This is a genomic window from Streptomyces sp. NPDC021225 (genome assembly GCF_044332865.1).
Classification (GTDB): domain Bacteria; phylum Actinomycetota; class Actinomycetes; order Streptomycetales; family Streptomycetaceae; genus Streptomyces.
In genome coordinates this window covers 648,726-665,824 of sequence record NZ_JBIRPV010000003.1, presented here as the reverse complement: position 1 = coordinate 665,824, position 17,099 = coordinate 648,726, and the positions used below count along the sequence as shown (strand labels likewise).

Genomic DNA, 17,099 nt, shown 5'->3' with positions numbered 1-17,099 from the left:
GGGTCAGCCGCCGTTGGGCGGCCGGGTGTAGGTGGTGCCGTCGATCTCGGTGGTGAGGGTGCCGTCTGCCTGGAAGTCGTTGTTGAACCACACGGCCGGGCCGAGGGTGAAGCCGTCGGGGCCGGTGCGCTTGGTGCCGGTGTGCCGGCCGGACAGTGTCAGATCCTCGGTCCAGGTGACGCAGGCGAGGGCGGTGGCTGTCCCGGGTGTGCAGCCGAGTGTCGTGTTGGAGACGCGCTCCACCTTTTCGGAGCCGTTGATGATGTTCGTGCCGTCGACGCTGTAGTTGCTGTAGTCGACGGCGATGCTGAGGCTCTGGGTGCCGGCGCTGTTGTTGGTGATCCGTACGGTGGCCGAGCCCTGTGCACGCCCGGGCAGGGTGCAGGTGCCGGCGGGCACCGGCTTCGCCTGTTCCGGAGTCGTGTCCGGGTCGTACGGCAGACCCCAGGTCTTGTCGGAGACCGGCGCAGGGGACACGGCCGTGCTGGGCTCGAGGTCCGGGAAGCGGGCGATCATCAGCCGGCTGTTGCGTCCCCCTGGTTCTGTCGAGTCGGCACAGCGGTGCGGCGTCGGGTTGGCGCCGCAGGCCAGGTTCTCGGCGTAGACCACGGCGGTGCTGTCGGCGAGCCACACCGGGTCCGCGGCGGCGTTCCAGTGCGGGTCGTTCCCAGTGTTGATCTGGAAGCCGCGGCTGGCCCGTACGTCGACGAGCCACGGTGAGAAGAAGCGGCGGTTGCCGTTGCGGTGGACAGCTGAGCGGTGATCGGGGATGGGTGCAGACCCCGTTGTCCGGAACGGTCGGCGGCACCGGCAGTTCCTTGATGTCGACCCGCGGTTGGTTCGCACCCGCCGCCTCTGTGACCGTGGACGCCTGGGCGGCAGCCGGGGCTTGGGCGCCGGGCAGGGCTGCGGCGAGCGCCGGTACGGCGGCCGCGGTGCCTCTCGCGAGGATGGAACGCACACTCCGAACTCTCGTGATCATTGCAGCTTCCTCACTGGTGGCTTGCCTGGTCACTTGAGCGCTCCTGCTGACAGACCGCTGATGATGTGGCGCTGCGCGATCGCGTAGAAGACGACGATCGGCAGCACCGCGATGAGCGAGGCGGCGAGCAGGATCTGTTGTTGCGGGGATTCCGCGGAGACGAAGTTGGTGAGCCCGCGTTGTACGGGCATCAGCGAGCTGTCGTTGAACAGCACCAGGCCCATGAGGTACTCGTTCCAGACCTGCATGGCCTGGATGACGGCCACCGCGATCAGGCCCGGCCGGGCCAGCGGGAGGATGATCCGCCAGAAGGTGCCGAGCAGGGAGGCGCCGTCGATGGCGGCGGCCTCCTCCAGTTCCTTGGGCTGGCTGGCGAAGAACCCGCGCATGATCAGGATGGAGATCGGCAGCCCGCCGGCGATGAGCACGAGGATGTAGCCGATGCGGGTGTTGGCAAGCCCGAGCGTGATCAGCAGCTTGTACTGGGCGATGAACGAGGCCGGCAGCGGGATGATCATGATGACGAGAATGGCGGCCACGATGGCGCCTCGTCCGGGGAACTCGATGCGGGCCAGGGCGTATCCGGCCAGGCTCGCGATGATCAGGATCCCGACGACCGCGGCCGTCGTGTAGAGAAGGCTGTTGGGCAGGTACTGGCTGAAGCCGCCCTCGTTCCACGCGGTGGCGAAGTTGCCCCACTCGAAGGGGTGCGGGACGGGGTCGGTCCCCTTGTACAACTGCTCGGCGTTCTGCAGGGAACCGCTCAGCACCCACAGGACCGGCACCAGTGCTTCGAGCGCTCCGGCGATCAGCAGGGCGTACAGGCCCATACGCGGCAGGCGGCTGCCGCGGCGTCGTGGGCTCGGTACCGGCTTCGGCACCGACGACGTATCGGACCCCCGTGCCGGGTCAAGAAGCGTGTTCACCGTCAACGTCCCTTCTCCGTGCTGGACTCGGTGGATCCGCCGAGCCTGCGGGAGACCCACAGCTGGACGCAGGCGAGGACGACCAGGCACAGCCCGAAGATGACGGACATCGCGGCTGCGCGGCCGTACTCGCTGTACTGGAAGGCCTGTTGATAGATGTGCAGGGTGGGGACCTCGGTGTGGCCGGCGGGGCCGCCGTTGGTCAGGACCTGGACGGTGCCGAAGATCTGCAGGCCGCTCAGCAGGGTCAGCACGCTGACGATGCCGGTGACATGCGACATGCCGGGCCAGGTGACGTAGCGGAACTGGGCCCATCCGCGGGCTCCGTCCAGTGACGAGGCCTCGTACAGCTCCTTGGGTACGTCCTGCCGGCCGGCGAGAAAGAGGATGAAGCCGAATCCCCAGTGGTACCAGACGAACACAGCGGCAACCGCGATCACGGCCGTCTTGGGGTCCCCCAGCCAGTTGTGCTGAAGACCGTCGAGGCCGACAGCCTTCAGCATCTGGTTGACGACCCCGATGTTCGGGTCGAGGAACCACGAGAACATCACGCCCACCACCACCGTGGAGAACACGCCGGGCAAGTAGTAGACGGTGCGGAAGAACGCGGACCCGCGGCGGGCCCGGTGCACGGCCAGCGCCATGACCATCGACACCGCGTTGGCGACGATCAGTCCGACCACGCCGTAGAAGACGGCGTTCTTCATCGAACCCCAGAACTGGGTGTCGTGCAGAACATAGCGGTAGTTGTCGAGCCCGACGTACGGCGTGTCCAGGCTCACCCCGTCCCAGGTCTGGAAGCTCAGAAGAATGCCCTGCCCGAACGGGACCACCGTGAACACGGCGATCATGGCCAGCGCCGGCGCCAGGAACAGCCAGGCGGCCAGCACGCGACTGCGGCGCCGCACTACGCGCTCTTCTGTGCAGCGTCAAGATCGCCGAGGACCTGGTCGACCGTGCGTTCCTTGAGGACGAGTGCCTGAGTGCCCTTCTGCAGGGCGGTGTTGACCTGCTCCAGAATCTGGTTCTGGACGAGTTGGATGTCCGAGATCTTCGCGGCGATGCCGGTCAGCTGCTTGGGGATGTTCTTCTCGGACACGGCGCGCGCGGAGGGGATCAGCGGGACCCCCTTGGCCCAGGCCTGCTGCTGGTCAGGCGCCGTCAGCCACCGGAGGAACTTCAGCGCCTTGGCCGCTTTCTTGCTCCGGGGGTTGACCGCGGCGCCCTTGGCGGCGCCGCCGACCATGCGCGGGGCCTGTGTGCCGTCATCGGCCTTGGGGAACGGGAAGGAGCGGAAGTCCGTGAAGTCCGGGGCGGTCGCACGGGCCACGCCGACGGCCGAGGTGCCGTCGAAGATGGTCGCGACGCCCTGGGTGTTGAAGAAGGCCTTCTCCACCGTGGGGTTGTCGGTGTTGCCGCTCGGCAGCGACCCGGTGGCGATCACGCCGGCGTCCCGCAGGTCGACCACGAGCTGCAGGGTCTTGCGCCAGCCCTCGCTCTTCCAGCTGTTATCGCCGACGAAGGTGGCGTTCAGCTCATCGTCGGTCATGTAGTTGGACGCGTACGACTGGATCACCTGGTTGGAGAGGCTGGTCGCGAACCAGAAGGGGCCCTTCCCGGACTTCTTGATCTTCCGCAGCTGATCGATGAACTCGCTCATGGAGGCGGGCGCCTTGTCCGGGTCAAGGCCGACGGCCTTGTACATCGCGGCGTTGACGAAGATCCCCAGGGCCGGGGTCTCCCAGTGGGCGCTGTAGATCCCCGGCTTCACATGCTGCGGATTGTCCGCCCCGAACGTCGTCGTCTTGAGCGTGGCGGGCCGGAAGGTGTCACCCCAGCCGCCCTTCATCCGGTCGGTCAGGTCCATGGCCCAGCCGGCCTTGTAGTACGGCGCCATGGAGTGGCCGTCGACCACCGAGTACATGTCCGGCATGTTGCGAGACTGGGAGCTCGACTGGAGCTTGGTCAGGAAGTCGGTGGGGCCGACGTCGTCGATCCTGATCTTCACCCCGGACTGCTTCGTGTACTGCTCGGCCAGTGCCTTCAGCGTCGCGGCCTGGCCGCGGGACTGGTTCATGAACACGACCTCCGAGCCGCCCGAGCCGCCCGAGCCGCCGGAACCGCAGGCCGCCAGGGACGTAGTGGCGAGACCGGTGCCGATGGCTCCCAGGAGGAAGCCGCGTCGGGAGGGTCCCGTGGTGGTGGCGGTCGGACCTGTCGAACCTGCCGTGTGGAATCGCGTCATCTCGGGTCTGCCCCTTTGGGTGAGTGGCGAAGACGTCGCGCGAGGAGCCGCCAGGCATGGAGGACCGAGAAGTTTGGCCCCTGCTGCTCGAAAGTAATTTCTGTCGGTCGCGCTGGCGGTGAACGTTAAGCGGGTGTCACGTGTCCGTCAATCCTTACCGCACGGTGAATTTTCGCGCATCGACGGTCTTGATCTAGAGGTATTTCGAAAATAGTTTCGGTGCTACGGTGCTGCGCAGCGCGGGCCGCTGACCCGCCGCCCTGTCCTGGGAGAGCTATGGCATCCGACCCCCAACGCGTCACCCTTGCGAAGGTCGCCCAGACCGCCGGCGTATCCGTGGCCACCGTCTCCAAGGTCATCAACGGCCGCCCCGACGTGGCCCAGCAGACGCGCGACAAGGTTCTGGACCTGTTGCGGCACTACAACTACGGCGGATACCGGGACGATCTGCGCTCGCACCCCACCGTGGAGCTGTTCTTCGGGTTCGAGCGGCTGAGCATCTACCACACCGAGATCATTCAGAGCGTGGTGGACGCGGGAGCCCGTGAGGGCATCGCCGTGGTGGTGGGCAGGCGCGGCGACCACGACCCGACGGCCGATCCCGCCGCCTGGGCCCGCGACCTGGCCGCCGCCGGACGGCGCGCCGTCATCGCGGTCACGGCGAACACCTTGTCGCCGGCGATCCACGAAGCCCTGAACCGGGTCCGAATGCCGCTGGTACTGCTCGACCCGGAGTCACTGCCCGACGACTCGATCGTCAGCGTCGGTGCGACCAACTTCTCCGGCGGCCACGCCGCGGCCGCGCATCTGCTCTCCCTCGGCCACCGCCGTATCGCCTACCTCGGCGGCACGGAGCACGCCTGGTCCAACCAGGCCCGGCTGCACGGGTTCCGCAGTGCGGTGGAGGCAGTCGGCGCACGGGTGCCGGGCGAACTGGTCCGCCATGCCGGCACGTTCCACGCCGCCGAGGGCATCGAGCACGGCGGACACCTGCTGGCCGTGGACCCGGCGCCCACCGCGGTGTTCGCCGCCTCCGACGAACTGGCCGCCGGGGTCATCGAAGCCGCCCGGCTACGCGGCCTGCGCGTACCCGACGACCTGAGCATCATCGGCTTCGACAACACCCCGCTGGCCCAGGTGACCTCCCCGCCGCTGACCACCATCCACGGCCCCGTTCACGAGATGGGCGCCGTGGCCCTGCGCACCGCCCTTCAGCTGGCGGCCGGGGAGAAGATCGACTCCCACCACGTCGAGCTGGCCACGCAGTTGGTCGTGCGGGAGTCCACCCGGCCCCCGCGCGACTGATACCGGCAGCCACCCCGGCCTCCCCGAGCGCTGTGCCGCCCGCTGCCGGGGCGCCACCGTCCCCATCCCGCCGCCTTCAACCGGGCCCCAGTCGCCCGCCGCCCGCACACCACCGACCCGAAGTCAGGCAATGTTCCAGCAGCCCCAGCGGAGCCTGCTCGGCGTCCCCCACCGGGGCTGGGCGCCCTGGGACGTACGGATCGTCGTCACCGCCGACGACGCGGCGTCGGCAGCCCGAGAACGCGACCGCGGGTGCTTCCCAACTGCCCGGCCGTCCGCGTACGCCTCGGCCCCGCCACCGATCACTGTCCACCACCGCACCGCGAAGGATCAACCCGCGTTGACCACGACACCTGCGGCTCCCCGCTCCCACGGCACGATCCCGAACCCGCTGCTGAGGATCTCCGGCACCGGTCTGACCACCCATGACGGGACCCCAGTCCGGCTCCGCGGCGCCGGGCTCGGCGGCTGGATGAACATGGAGAACTTCATCACCGGCTATCCGGGCAATGAGGACGCCATGCGTTCAGCCGTACGGAAGGTCCTCGGCGAGCGCCGCTACGAGCTGTTCTTCGACCGGCTGCTGAGCGTCTTCTTCGCCGACGCCGACGCCGCGCTGCTCGCGTCCAAGGGCCTCAACTGCCTGCGCCTGCCGGTGAACTACCGTCACTTCGAGGACGACGCCCGCCCGTTCGAGATACGCGAGGAGGGCTTCACCCACCTCGACCGAGTGGTGGAACTCTGCGGTCGACACGGCATCTACACCATCATCGACCTGCACTCCCTGCCCGGCGCCCAGAACCACCAGTGGCACTCGGACAACCCCACGCACCTTCCGTCCTTCTGGACACACCCGCACTTCCAGGACCGGGTGGTACACCTGTGGGAAGTCATCGCGGACCGTTACAAGGACAACCCGTGGGTGGCCGGCTACAACCCGGTCAACGAGCCCGCCGACGAGTCCGGGCGGGTGCTGCCCGCCTTCTACGACCGCCTCGCGACCGCGATTCGCTCGGTCGACCCGCGCCACATCCTCTTCCTCGACGGCAACCACTACTCCACCGAGTTCGACATCTTCGGTGACCCCATCGAGAACGCCGTCTACACCTGCCACGACTACGCACGCGCCGGTTTCGCCCGCAGCACCGGCTACCCCGGTCACACCGACGGCGTCTGGATCGACAAGGAACAGGTCGAGGAAGCCTTCCTGCGCCGCACCGCGTACATGCGCAGAACCGGCACCCCGATCTGGGTCGGCGAGTTCGGCCCCGTGTACACCGGCGACCCCGTGCGGGACGAGCAGTGCGGCCGGCTGCTCGCCGACCAGCTGGAGATCTACCGTCGTCACGAGGCGAACTGGACCATCTGGACCTACAAGGACGTCGGTCTACAGGGGCTTGTCCATCTCACCCCGGACAGCGCCTACGACCGGCATTTCGCCGCGTTCATGGCGAAGAAGCACCGCCTGGGCGCGGAGGCCTGGGGCTCCCCGGGCGGCGCTGCCCGCGAGCTGGTCAGGCCGCTCGAACAAATCCTCGCGGACGAATTCCCGGGCTTCGTCGCACAGCCGTTCAGCACCCGCCAGTGGCTCGACGTCCTCATCCGGCACATCATGCTGGGCCAGCCGCTGGTCCAGGAGTACGCCGAGCTCTTCCGGGGCCTCGGCGACGACGACGTACTCGCCCTGGCCGACTCCTTCGCACTGGACCAGTGCGTACAACGCGACCGGCATCTGGACATGCTCGCGAACGGATGACGGACCGCTCCAACCGTGTGTATCAGCGGAGGCGCTGCCTATCAGCTCCACCTTCCCTCCCTCTGCGGAGAGTTCAGAACCAGAACCGACGCACCCGAAGGAAAGCCATGTTCCAGCCTCCTCAGCGCGTCCTGTTCGGCGCCGCCTACTACCACGAGTACCAGCCCTACGAACGGCTCGAGGACGACCTCGACCTCATGGCCGAGGCCCGCTTCACCGTCATCCGCGTCGGCGAGTCGGTGTGGTCGACCTGGGAACCCGACAACGGGCGCTTCGACCTCGACTGGCTCCAGCCGGTCCTCGACGGCGCGCACGCACGCGGCATCGCCGTGATCCTCGGCACCCCGACCTACGCCATACCCCCGTGGCTCGCCCGCCAGTACCCCGAGATCGCCGGCGAACGCGGCACCGGACACCGCATCCCCTGGGGCTCCCGCCAGGAAGTGGACTACACCCACCCGGCCTTCCGCTTCCACGCCGAACGCGTCATCCGCAAAGTCGTCGCCCGGTACGCCGACCACCCGTCCGTCATCGGATTCCAGGTCGACAACGAGCCCGGCCTGGAGCTGTTCCACAACCACGGAGTGTTTCAGCGCTTCGTCGACCACCTGCGCCACACCTACGGCGACGTGGACACCCTCAACCGCGAGTGGGGCCTGACCTATTGGTCGCACCGGCTGTCGACCTGGGCCGACCTGTGGACACCCGACGGCAACACCCAGCCGCAGTACGACCTGGCCTGGCGACGCTTCCAGGCCCGCCTGACCACCGAGTTCATCGACTGGCAGGCCGGCATCGTCCGCGAGTACGCGAGCCCCGACCAGTTCGTCACCACCTGCATCGCCTACGACCGCCCGGCAGTAGAGGACGACGCACTCACCCGCAACCTCGACGTCACCGCCGGCAACCCCTACTACGCGATGCAGGACTCCCTCGCGCTGCCGGACACCCGCCCCTCGCACCAGAGCACGATCTCCAACGACGGAACCTGGGCCCTCTACCGCATCGCCGACCGTATCTACGCCTCCCGGCAGGAACCGTTCCTGGTCACCGAGACCAACGCCCAGACCATCGGCAGCTCCTCGCGCAACAAACCCGCCTACGACGGGCAATGGCGGCAGGCCGCCTGGGCACTCATCTCCCGGGGCGCCTCAATGATCGAGTACTGGCACTGGCACACCCTGCACTACGGCACCGAGACCTACGTGGGCGGCATCCTCCCGCACAGCGGCCGACCGGGACGGATATACCGCGAACTCGCCGCTCTTGGCGCCGAGTTGGAAACAGCAGGCGAGCTGGTCGCCTCCCTCACCCCGGACGCGGACGTCGTCTTCCTGTATTCGCTGCCCAGCAAATGGGCGCTGGAGGCCAAGCCGTCACTGGCCAAGCCGGACGGCTCGCCGGACGAGCGCTCCTACGCAACCATCTTCGACGCCTTCTACCGCGGCGCGTTCGACGCGGGCCTGCAAGCACGCCTGATCCATCCCGACCAGTTGGAGACCGTGGACCTGCCGCCACTGCTCGTCGTCCCGGCGTTCTATGCCGCGGACGATGCCACGCTGGACCGGCTTCTCGCCTACGCGGAGTCCGGCGGGCATCTGGTGATCGGCCCGCGCACCGGCTACGCGGACCTCGAAGCCCGGGCCCGCACCGACATCCAGCCGGGCCGCCTCGCCACAGCCGCCGGAGTCTCCTACGACGAGTTCAGCAATCTGGACACGGCGGTGCAGGTGCGGGGCAGTGCCGCGCTCGTGCTGCCGCCCGCGGCCCAGGCCCTGCACTGGGCAGAAGGACTCATCCCGGACGGGGCGGAGGTGCTGGCCACCTACGACGACCCGCACCTCGGGCACTGGCCCGCCGCCACGACCCGCCGGCACGGCACCGGCCGCATCACCTACGTCGGCACGGTGCCCGACCATGCGTTCGGCGAGGCCCTGTTCCGCTGGACCGCCCCGGCTGAGGCAGGGGGCCGCCCCCACCCGAGCGTCACAGCGACCTCGGCCACCGCCCGTGACGGCCGTCGGGTCCGCTTCCTGCACAACTGGTCGTGGAACCCGGTGTCCGTTTCGATGCCGACCGCCGCGGAAGACGTCCTCACGCACACCGCCTACGAGGTCGGCCAGTCGGTCGACCTCGGTCCATGGGACGTAAAGGTGCTCATAGAACGCGGCTGATCCGGCAGGTCCGGGGGCTGGGAACAGCTGAACAGCCCCCGGACCGGTATGCGAACCGAGCGTCGTCCTGTGCCTCGATGATCCGACGTCACCCTGTACCGGCGCTGCCCTTACGCGCGACTGCCACACACCTCAGGAGACCCAACGATGCGCTCTTCCCGGCGCGTGCTCTGCAATCCCCTCGACCTCGCCTACCGCTACCAGGACATCCGCGCCACCGGCAGCGCCGACGGCATGAACAACAGTGAGCCACGGCGGTCCGTCCACCGGGAGGCGGCGGATCCCTCCGTCGTGCTGTACCGGGATCGCTTCTACATGTTCGTCTCGATGTCGGCGGGCTTCTGGCACTCGGAGGATCTGCTGCGGTGGGAGTACCGCCCGACCTCCAAACTGCCCGCCCTCGACTACGCACCGGATGTCCGGGAGGTCGACGGAGCCCTGTACATCAGCGCGTCGCGGAAGACGGACAACTGCCCCTTCTTCCGCAGCGTGGACCCGCTGGCCGACGACTTCGTCGAGGTCACGCCGGGGACCTTCCCCTTCTGGGACCCGAATCTGTTCCAGGACGACGACGGCGACGTCTATCTCTACTGGGGATGTGACAACAACACGCCCCTCTACGGGGCGCGGCTCTCGGGCACCTTCGAGCAGATCGGCGAACCGACGCCCCTGATCCGGGCTGATGTCGCAACCCACGGCTGGGAACAGGTCGGTGAGGACTACATCGGCACGTCGGCGCAGCCCGACCAGGCGGCAGTCCTCTCCCGTCTCCAGGGCAAGCCCTATATCGAGGGCGCGTGGATGACCAAGCACGACGGCATGTACTACCTCCAGTACGCGGCGCCCGCGACGCAACTCAACACCTACGCCGACGGCTACTACACGGCCCCATCCCCGCTGGGCCCGTTCGAGTACTCGCTCGACAGCCCGTTCTCGTCGAAGCCGGGCGGTTTCATCACCGGGGCAGGTCACGGAAGCACATTCCAGGACCGTCATGGAAACTGGTGGCACGCGTCGACCATGCGTATCTCGGTGAACGACGACTTCGAGCGGCGCGTCGGAATCTTCCCCGCCGGATTCGACCAGGACGGCGTCCTCTTCTGTAACCAGAACTTCGCCGACTACCCCTTCGTCGTCCCGGACGGGCCGTTCGACCCGTGGACGCCCCCGCCCTGGATGCTGCTGTCCTACAAAGCACACACCACCGCCTCGTCCTCCGCCCCCGGCCACACCCCCACGTCGGCGGCCGACGAGGACATCCGCACCTGGTGGGCAGCCGGGGGGCGCGAACCCGGCGAGTCACTGACCGTCGACCTCGGAACGAGCAAGACGGTGCACGCGGTACAGATCAACCTGGCGGATCACGAGCTGGGCGACATAGCGCCACAGACCGCCGAAGGAGCCGACTGGAACCCCCACATCTGGCGCGGCATCTTCCCCGCCCATGAACCGGCGGAGACCGTGGTGGAGATCTCGCCGGACGGCCGGCAGTGGACCGTCCTGCGCGACTCCCGGGAAACGAACACCGATGCCCCGCACGCATTCATGGTGCTGGATACGCCGCTGCGCGCCCGGTTCGTCCGGGTCACCGGCGGCCGCATGCCGTTCGACGGCGTCTTCGCGGTCAGCGGTGTACGGGTCTTCGGCACAGGTGACGGCGCGGCTCCGCGCTCGGTTCGCGCTCAGGCCCGCCGTGTCGACGGCCGCACCGCCAGGGTGGAGTGGGACGCCGCCACCGAGGCCACCGGCTACAACATCCGCTACGGCCGCCATCCACAGAAGCTCTACCACAGCTGGCAGGTCCACGAGCGGACCTCACTCGACCTGCGCTCGCTCAACGCCGACGCAGAGTACTGGGTAGCGGTGGACGCGTTCGGCGAAGGAGGCATCACACCCGGGGAACCGGTACCGGTGACGTGACCGCAGGCCCTGGAGGCGGAAGTCACATTCTCCAGCCCCACCTGAGATCTCGGCTGGAACACCATCGCGTCTCGCCGGCCGGGCCGCACCGTACGAGCCTCAACGGCACCCCGCAACGTCCTGCACGGTCCCTGCCCTCCGACTGAAAGGTCCGCTCCATGGCTCCCCATACCAAGGCCACAGCGCGCATCCGTCACGACGAGCACTGCGCTCGGTGGGATGTGTTCGAGATCGAACTCGACGGGCCCTCGCACGGCAACCCGTTCACCGATGTCGACCTCGGCGCGACCTTCAGCGACGGCCGGCGTGAGCAGCGTGCGGGCGGCTTCTACGACGGAGACGGAAAGTACCTGATCCGGTTCATGCCCGATGCCGAGGGCCCCTGGACCTTCGTCACGTCCTCCACGGCACGGTCGCTCGACGGGATCGCGGGCCGTTTCCTGGCCGGGCCCGCCGCACCGGAACACCACGGTCCGGTCCGGGTGGCCGACCGCCATCACTTCGCGTACGCCGACGGCACGCGATACCTGCCGATCGGCACCACCGCGTACGCCTGGACGCACCAGGTGGAACGCCTGCGGGCCGCCACCCGACGTACGCTGGCGTCCAGTTGCTTCAACAAGATCCGTATGTGCCTGCTGCCCAAGTCGTACGCGTACAACACCGACGAGCCGGAGCTATACCCTTTCCCCGGCTCCCCGACGGACAGTTGGGACACCACCCGGTTCGACCCCCGGTTCTTCCGACGCTTCGAGGACGAGGTGCGCGCGCTGCGGGAGCTGGGGATCGAGGCGGACGTCATCCTCTTCCACCCGTACGACCGGTGGGGCTTCGCCGAGCTGGGCCGCGAGGCCGACGACCGGCTGACACGCTACGCCGTGCGCCGGCTGTCGGCGCTGTCCAACGTCTGGTGGTCAATGGCGAACGAGTACGACCTGGTCCGGGCCAAGACCGAGGCCGACTGGGAGCGCCTCGCCGGCATCGTGGCCGAGGAAGACCCGTTCGGCCACCTGGCCTCCATCCACAACTGCTTTTCCTTCTACGACCACACGACACCTTGGATCACGCACTGCAGCATCCAGCGCGTCGACGTGTACCGCACTGCGGAGAACACGGACACCTGGCGAGAGCTGTGGGGCAAGCCCGTCGTGATCGACGAGTGCGGGTACGAGGGCGACATCGACCAGGGTTGGGGCAACCTCACGAGTGAGGAACTGGTGCGGCGCTGCTGGGAGGGCGCGGTCCGCGGCGGGTACGTGCAGCACGGTGAGACCTACCTCAACGACGCCGAGGAGCTGTGGTGGTCCAAGGGCGGCCGGCTGACGGGCACCAGCCCCGAACGCATAGCGTTCCTTCACGGTGTCATCCGCGATTCCCCCACCGGGGTCCTCGACCCGCTCCCCTCCGACTGGGACGCCCCGCGCGGCGGGATCCAGGGCACGTATGAAGTCATCTACTTCGGCCTCAGTCGCCCTCGTTTCCGGAATATCAGCGTGCCCGCCGACGAGCGCTTCGCGATCGACGTGATCGACACATGGGCCATGACGGTCGACCGTGTCGGCATAACGACAGGCAGCTGCGTCCGCGTGGAGCTGCCGGGCCGTCCCTACATGGCTGTGCGCCTGTCCCGCCTGCCCGACCAAACCGAGGCGGGGACACATGCGTCGGTGCTGACCTGACCCTGAGCCTGCCGAAAATGTCATCCTCCCTGGTAGGAGGCGGTGCGCGCGGTGTACCGGAGGTCGACCGGCGAAGTCGCCAGAACGGCGCTCTCGCGAGGCTGGCGCTCACCGCGGCAAGATGACCGACCGTGCTGCTGCGACTGGCAAGCTCTCCGCAGGCCAGAAGGCCGTCAACCGCGCTCACGCGAAGGTCCGCGCGCTCGGCGAGCAAGCCATGGTGACCCTCAAGACCTGGCGGTTCCTGCGCAAACTCCGGTGCAGCAACACCCGCATCACCGACCTGGTCAAGGCCGTCCTCACCTTGGAGCTGACCGCCGCAGCCTGAGGATGCAAGATCCTCACTGATCCGCGTGGCTCGACCGACCGGTCACGTCGCCACGAGCGGCACGTACTGCCGGTTCGAGCAGCGACAACGTCTTCTCTTCCGCATCGAGAGCGACGCGGATGCCGACCGGCATCGGCAGATTCGGGCCCGCATGTCCGACCTCGACGTTGCCCAGGACCGGGATGTCACGGTCGCCGAGAACGTCGAGGACGATCTCGGCCAGGGTCGGGGAGCCGTCGGGTGAGCCGAGCCCGTCGATCGCCTCAGGAACACCCACGACCATGCCGGCGATCCGATCGAGGATGCCGCTGTGCCGCAATATCTGCAGGTAGCTCCACACGTACGACGCCTGGCCGCCCAACTCCTCCCAGAACAGCACCGCACCGTCAAACCGTTCGAGCGGCAGCGCGAAAGGCGTCGCCTGCGCGAGCACAATGCGGTTGATGACCCCGCCGATCAGCGGACCTTCGACACGCCCAGCACGCCAGCATTCCCACGACGGGCCGGCGGGCAGCGCGCCGATCGGCTCCGTGCCGGTCAGCAGCGTCGCGTACAGCTTCCCCAGCTCCTTCCGGCGGGCCACGGACGCTCTCTGCCAGTGCCCGCCGAGACCGGGCGTGGCCAGGTCGGCATGGAATCCGACCAGGCCCGTACGCGCGTAGAGCACCAGATGCAGCAGCGAGATGTCGCTGTAGCCGAGGATCGGTTTGGGGTCGGCCCTGATCGCGTCGAAGTCGATCAGATCGAGATATCCGAACACTGTCTGGCCACCGTCGTGCGCGACGATCGCGCGCACCTCGGGGTCACGCAAAAGACCGTTGAACTCCCCAGCGATCTCGTCCGGCCGCGCCACGCTCCACCAACGGTGCCGCCCGGCCTCGAGGAGCGGTGCGAGACGCACGCGGAATCCCATCCCCTCGAGCTCGGCCACGGCCCGCTCGAGATCGGGCGCGTATCTGGCATGGAGCGGCCCGGACAGCGCCGCGATGACGACAAGATCACCGGACACGAGGGCCCGAGGGCGCAGCAGTTGGGGCAGTTGAGGCAGTGCGGTAAGCGTCACCGCGGCAGTATCCCGATGCCTGCAATAACACGCGACACATTTACGGATCGGCTCCCTCCCCAGGCGATCGACTCGGCAGCCTCGTCCACGAATACACGCAGGTCGCCTAGGGTGACACCGTTTCCGGCGCCCACAGTCCCGGTTGGGGTTTGGCGCCATCTCCAGGACACCAGACGGCGGTGCCAGTTCAGCAGTGTGCCCCGGGTGACCAGCCGATTGCGGCGTAAGGCGAGTGGCAGGTGCCGTGCGAGACCAGAGCGCACGGCACGATCGGCCCATGAGAGCTGTGGCCGCTTGATCTGCCGGCGAAACACGGCGACCTCATGGCGAAGCGCGAGGATCTCGGCGTTGTTCTCGGCGGTCGATCGACCCAGCAAAAGAAGACAGCCCAGCAGCCGGGAGAAGATCAGGTACAGCAGTCGCAGACCCAATCGGCGACATCAGTCATCGACACAGCAGGCTAGCGACGGACGTCGCCACCCGGGCCGACCATCACCCAAACGGGCGACAAGCAAAGTGGCGTTCCCACTCGAGACCGGGTGGTGGTCGCCTCGGACGCGCGACGGCGGCCGAAACCCGCCGCGTCATCCCAAGCTCACACTTGGCGAGCAGACGCCGCACAAGTCGGCCGAGCCGCGGACGACGCATCGGCCGCGCCCACGGAAACCCCCGAGACACCCGCTGGCAACGGCGAGCAGGACGACGAGAACCATCGCGACCACCTGGACCGGGCCGCCAGCATCAGCTCCGCCGAGATCACCTGCCATCGCGACATGTGGAACTTCCTCGTCAAGCACGCCGTCAACGGAGACCTCTTCCGGCCCCCCGGAAAGGCGACGGAGCAGGCCGACGGCCGCGTCTCCGTCCACGCGTCCGGCCCCACCCTCACCGCCGCGCTTGAAGCCCTCTGGGCACTCCAGCACGAGGCGAAGACCGCGTTGGGCGTACAGGCCGTCGCCCGCATCTTCTCCCAGCGCATCGGTGAAGCCCTCGCGAAAGCGAAGCCGGCCGACGAGACGACGCGTCGAGAAGAGTCGGCAGAATCCAGTCAGCCGGACTTCCCGCTCACCCGCATGGTCATCGACGACCGACCCCTAGCCGGCGCAACCAACTGAGGCGACCACAGCGAAGCCCCCACTAACGGTCTCGAGTGGGGGCTCCGCATTGCTCCAGTGCGACCAGGCGATTCAAGGTTCGCCCAACGTCTGCGCAATGCCCACTCGTCACGGTGGTGCTGCGGCCCTCCGAAGCCGGACGGCTGCACAGTCTCCGCACCTGAACAAGGAGCCCGCATGCGTTTACGTCGCACCCTCGTGACCGCTGCCCTCGGCGGCACACTCGCCCTCACCGCTATGGCCACATCCGCCCAGGCATCGTCGGCCGCCCCGTCCACGTCGGCCTCAATCGGCACCAACACTACGTGGGCACCGGGGCACGCGGAGTACTACAGCACCTACTCGAGCAAGGCCGCGTGCGAGAACGCGGGAGTCACCGGAGACATACACGGCCGGTGGTCGTCGTGGTCCTGCACCAAGACCCTCCGTGGGTGGGATCTCTGGGTCACCTACTTCTGATCCGGTGACCGACCGGCCCACCAGTCGGGCCGCGTCAACACGAAGCACCAAGGCCCCCAAGAGCGGCTCGTCAGCGGATGACACGGCCACACCCAAGGTCCACAACAGGGGGAATGATGAACAGCACAACCCGCGGCGCGGGCAGCCTCGCCGCGAAAGCCGGCATAGCCACATCAGTGGTGATCCTAGGGCTGATCACGCCCGCACAAGCCAATTCCGCCAACCAGGCGCCCGCACAGGCCAAGGCCGCCGTCAACCTGCCCGCGACAGTGATCCCGAACCGGGTCATGAGCTGGAACTCCAACGGGCAAAAGCTCAGCACACCGCAAGACATCGTCGACCACATCAAGCGGTTCCGCCCGCAGCTGGTCCTCCTACAGGAATCCTGCCGGACCGAAGTACGCAAGGCCGTCAAGTTCCTCAACGAAATCGGGTTCCAGTACGAGTTCAAACTCGGACCGGGCACCGTCAACATCGGCTGCGACGGCTGGAGCATGAACGGCCAGGCCATCGTGTACGCCAAGGGCACCCCGATACAGAACTACCGCGAGGTCAGGTACAGCGACGACGAGGGGCCGTGGGAAACCCGCGCCTACACGGCGTTCACCACTCGGCTCGCAGGCCGACAGGTCCGGGTGTTCAACACCCATCTCAGCGACAGCGGTCACGCTGCGGAGAGGAAGACACAGGTTCAGGAACTGGTGGCCGCAGGGCGGCGGTACGGTTCGACGCTACTCGGCGGCGACTTCAACGCCCAGCCGTGGTACCGGGAAATGCGTGCGATCTGGGATGCCCAGTACTCGGATGTTGATCCCTTCTGCCGCAAGGACTGGGACCGCCGATGCAACGGGACACAGGTTGGCCGCAACTCGGGTAAGAAGTTCGACTACATCCTCCACCGAGGCGTGAACTCCCGGAACTGCATCCTGCGAACGGTCAACGAAGACCACCGGGTCGTGATCAGCGACGTCACCCGCGCCCAGGGCCCTCGGACCGCTTGCTCCGTGACCTGAATGCCTGATCCACCGCTGACGCGGGCCACTGAACAACAGGGCCGACGGGTTCCCTCGTCGGCCCTGTTGCAGATTCCTCCCACCAGATAAGGAGCCTGCACATGCGTTTACGTACCGCTCTCGTGACCGCTGTC

General features: G+C 67.7%; 14 protein-coding genes and 1 pseudogene. 10 read left to right on the top strand and 5 right to left on the bottom strand.

Annotated features, from left to right (window positions below):
- Positions 1-3 precede the first annotated feature (3 nt).
- The 4 genes from ACH4S9_RS16620 to ACH4S9_RS16605 all read right to left on the bottom strand — a co-directional run bounded on the left by ACH4S9_RS16620 (position 4) and on the right by ACH4S9_RS16605 (position 4,153).
- The gene (locus tag ACH4S9_RS16620; RefSeq protein ID WP_398372458.1) at positions 4-846 is read right to left on the bottom strand and encodes a hypothetical protein; all 843 of its coding nucleotides are present in this window, start codon (positions 844-846) and stop codon (positions 4-6) included.
- A 165-nt stretch (positions 847-1,011) separates the two neighbouring features.
- Positions 1,012-1,812, bottom strand: a complete 801-nt coding sequence (locus tag ACH4S9_RS16615) for a carbohydrate ABC transporter permease (protein WP_311721411.1) — start codon at positions 1,810-1,812, stop codon at positions 1,012-1,014.
- A gap of 98 nt (positions 1,813-1,910) precedes the next feature.
- Positions 1,911-2,816 (bottom strand): carbohydrate ABC transporter permease, encoded by a 906-nt coding sequence (locus ACH4S9_RS16610; protein ID WP_385339737.1) that lies wholly within the window; start codon positions 2,814-2,816, stop codon positions 1,911-1,913.
- A complete protein-coding gene (locus tag ACH4S9_RS16605) occupies positions 2,816-4,153 on the bottom strand; it encodes an ABC transporter substrate-binding protein (RefSeq protein WP_398372455.1) in 1,338 nt (445 codons plus the stop codon). The genes ACH4S9_RS16610 and ACH4S9_RS16605 overlap by 1 nt, the downstream gene beginning before the upstream one ends.
- A gap of 276 nt (positions 4,154-4,429) precedes the next feature.
- Between ACH4S9_RS16605 and ACH4S9_RS16600 the strand changes: the two genes are divergently transcribed.
- The 6 genes and pseudogenes from ACH4S9_RS16600 to ACH4S9_RS16575 form a co-directional block, all read left to right on the top strand.
- Entirely contained in the window at positions 4,430-5,458 is a 1,029-nt protein-coding gene (locus ACH4S9_RS16600; protein ID WP_385339743.1) for a LacI family DNA-binding transcriptional regulator, read from the top strand.
- 340 nt (positions 5,459-5,798) lie between these two features.
- The gene (locus ACH4S9_RS16595; protein WP_398372452.1) at positions 5,799-7,214 is read left to right on the top strand and encodes a glycoside hydrolase family 5 protein; all 1,416 of its coding nucleotides are present in this window, start codon (positions 5,799-5,801) and stop codon (positions 7,212-7,214) included.
- Positions 7,215-7,321: 107 nt separating this feature from the next.
- Positions 7,322-9,388, top strand: coding sequence for a beta-galactosidase (locus ACH4S9_RS16590; RefSeq protein WP_398372450.1), 2,067 nt, complete (start codon positions 7,322-7,324; stop codon positions 9,386-9,388).
- A gap of 147 nt (positions 9,389-9,535) precedes the next feature.
- Positions 9,536-11,308, top strand: a complete 1,773-nt coding sequence (locus ACH4S9_RS16585) for a family 43 glycosylhydrolase (protein ID WP_398372448.1) — start codon at positions 9,536-9,538, stop codon at positions 11,306-11,308.
- A 158-nt stretch (positions 11,309-11,466) separates the two neighbouring features.
- Entirely contained in the window at positions 11,467-12,987 is a 1,521-nt protein-coding gene (locus tag ACH4S9_RS16580; RefSeq protein WP_398372446.1) for a DUF5605 domain-containing protein, read from the top strand.
- Positions 12,988-13,138: 151 nt separating this feature from the next.
- Positions 13,139-13,315 (top strand): annotated as a pseudogene (locus tag ACH4S9_RS16575) (transposase family protein); the annotation flags it as partial.
- Positions 13,316-13,328: 13 nt separating this feature from the next.
- On the opposite strand, the gene ACH4S9_RS16570 reads toward ACH4S9_RS16575, so the two are convergent.
- Complete coding sequence (locus ACH4S9_RS16570; RefSeq protein ID WP_311721403.1) at positions 13,329-14,378, bottom strand: LD-carboxypeptidase; 1,050 nt, start codon at positions 14,376-14,378, stop codon at positions 13,329-13,331.
- 323 nt (positions 14,379-14,701) lie between these two features.
- On the opposite strand from ACH4S9_RS16570, the gene ACH4S9_RS16565 reads away from it, so the two are divergent.
- The 4 genes from ACH4S9_RS16565 (at position 14,702) to ACH4S9_RS16550 (ending at position 16,965) form a co-directional block, all read left to right on the top strand.
- On the top strand, positions 14,702-14,842 hold the full coding sequence (locus tag ACH4S9_RS16565) for a hypothetical protein (RefSeq protein ID WP_311721402.1): 141 nt from the start codon (positions 14,702-14,704) through the stop codon (positions 14,840-14,842).
- A gap of 75 nt (positions 14,843-14,917) precedes the next feature.
- The gene (locus tag ACH4S9_RS16560; RefSeq protein WP_398372443.1) at positions 14,918-15,493 is read left to right on the top strand and encodes a hypothetical protein; all 576 of its coding nucleotides are present in this window, start codon (positions 14,918-14,920) and stop codon (positions 15,491-15,493) included.
- A gap of 177 nt (positions 15,494-15,670) precedes the next feature.
- Positions 15,671-15,952, top strand: coding sequence for a hypothetical protein (locus ACH4S9_RS16555; RefSeq protein ID WP_385339760.1), 282 nt, complete (start codon positions 15,671-15,673; stop codon positions 15,950-15,952).
- 116 nt (positions 15,953-16,068) lie between these two features.
- On the top strand, positions 16,069-16,965 hold the full coding sequence (locus tag ACH4S9_RS16550) for an endonuclease/exonuclease/phosphatase family protein (RefSeq protein ID WP_385339763.1): 897 nt from the start codon (positions 16,069-16,071) through the stop codon (positions 16,963-16,965).
- Positions 16,966-17,099: the final 134 nt, after the last annotated feature.

Excerpts from the sequence above, each read along its gene's own strand:
- ACH4S9_RS16615 (WP_311721411.1), bottom strand. The coding sequence starts at position 1,812 with ATGGGCCTGTACGCCCTGCTGATCGCCGGAGCGCTCGAAGCACTGGTG.
- ACH4S9_RS16605 (WP_398372455.1), bottom strand. The coding sequence starts at position 4,153 with ATGACGCGATTCCACACGGCAGGTTCGACAGGTCCGACCGCCACCACC.
- ACH4S9_RS16600 (WP_385339743.1), top strand. The coding sequence starts at position 4,430 with ATGGCATCCGACCCCCAACGCGTCACCCTTGCGAAGGTCGCCCAGACC.
- ACH4S9_RS16590 (WP_398372450.1), top strand. The coding sequence starts at position 7,322 with ATGTTCCAGCCTCCTCAGCGCGTCCTGTTCGGCGCCGCCTACTACCAC.
- ACH4S9_RS16585 (WP_398372448.1), top strand. The coding sequence starts at position 9,536 with ATGCGCTCTTCCCGGCGCGTGCTCTGCAATCCCCTCGACCTCGCCTAC.
- ACH4S9_RS16580 (WP_398372446.1), top strand. The coding sequence starts at position 11,467 with ATGGCTCCCCATACCAAGGCCACAGCGCGCATCCGTCACGACGAGCAC.
- ACH4S9_RS16565 (WP_311721402.1), top strand. The coding sequence starts at position 14,702 with ATGGCGAAGCGCGAGGATCTCGGCGTTGTTCTCGGCGGTCGATCGACC.
- ACH4S9_RS16555 (WP_385339760.1), top strand. The coding sequence starts at position 15,671 with ATGCGTTTACGTCGCACCCTCGTGACCGCTGCCCTCGGCGGCACACTC.
- ACH4S9_RS16550 (WP_385339763.1), top strand. The coding sequence starts at position 16,069 with ATGAACAGCACAACCCGCGGCGCGGGCAGCCTCGCCGCGAAAGCCGGC.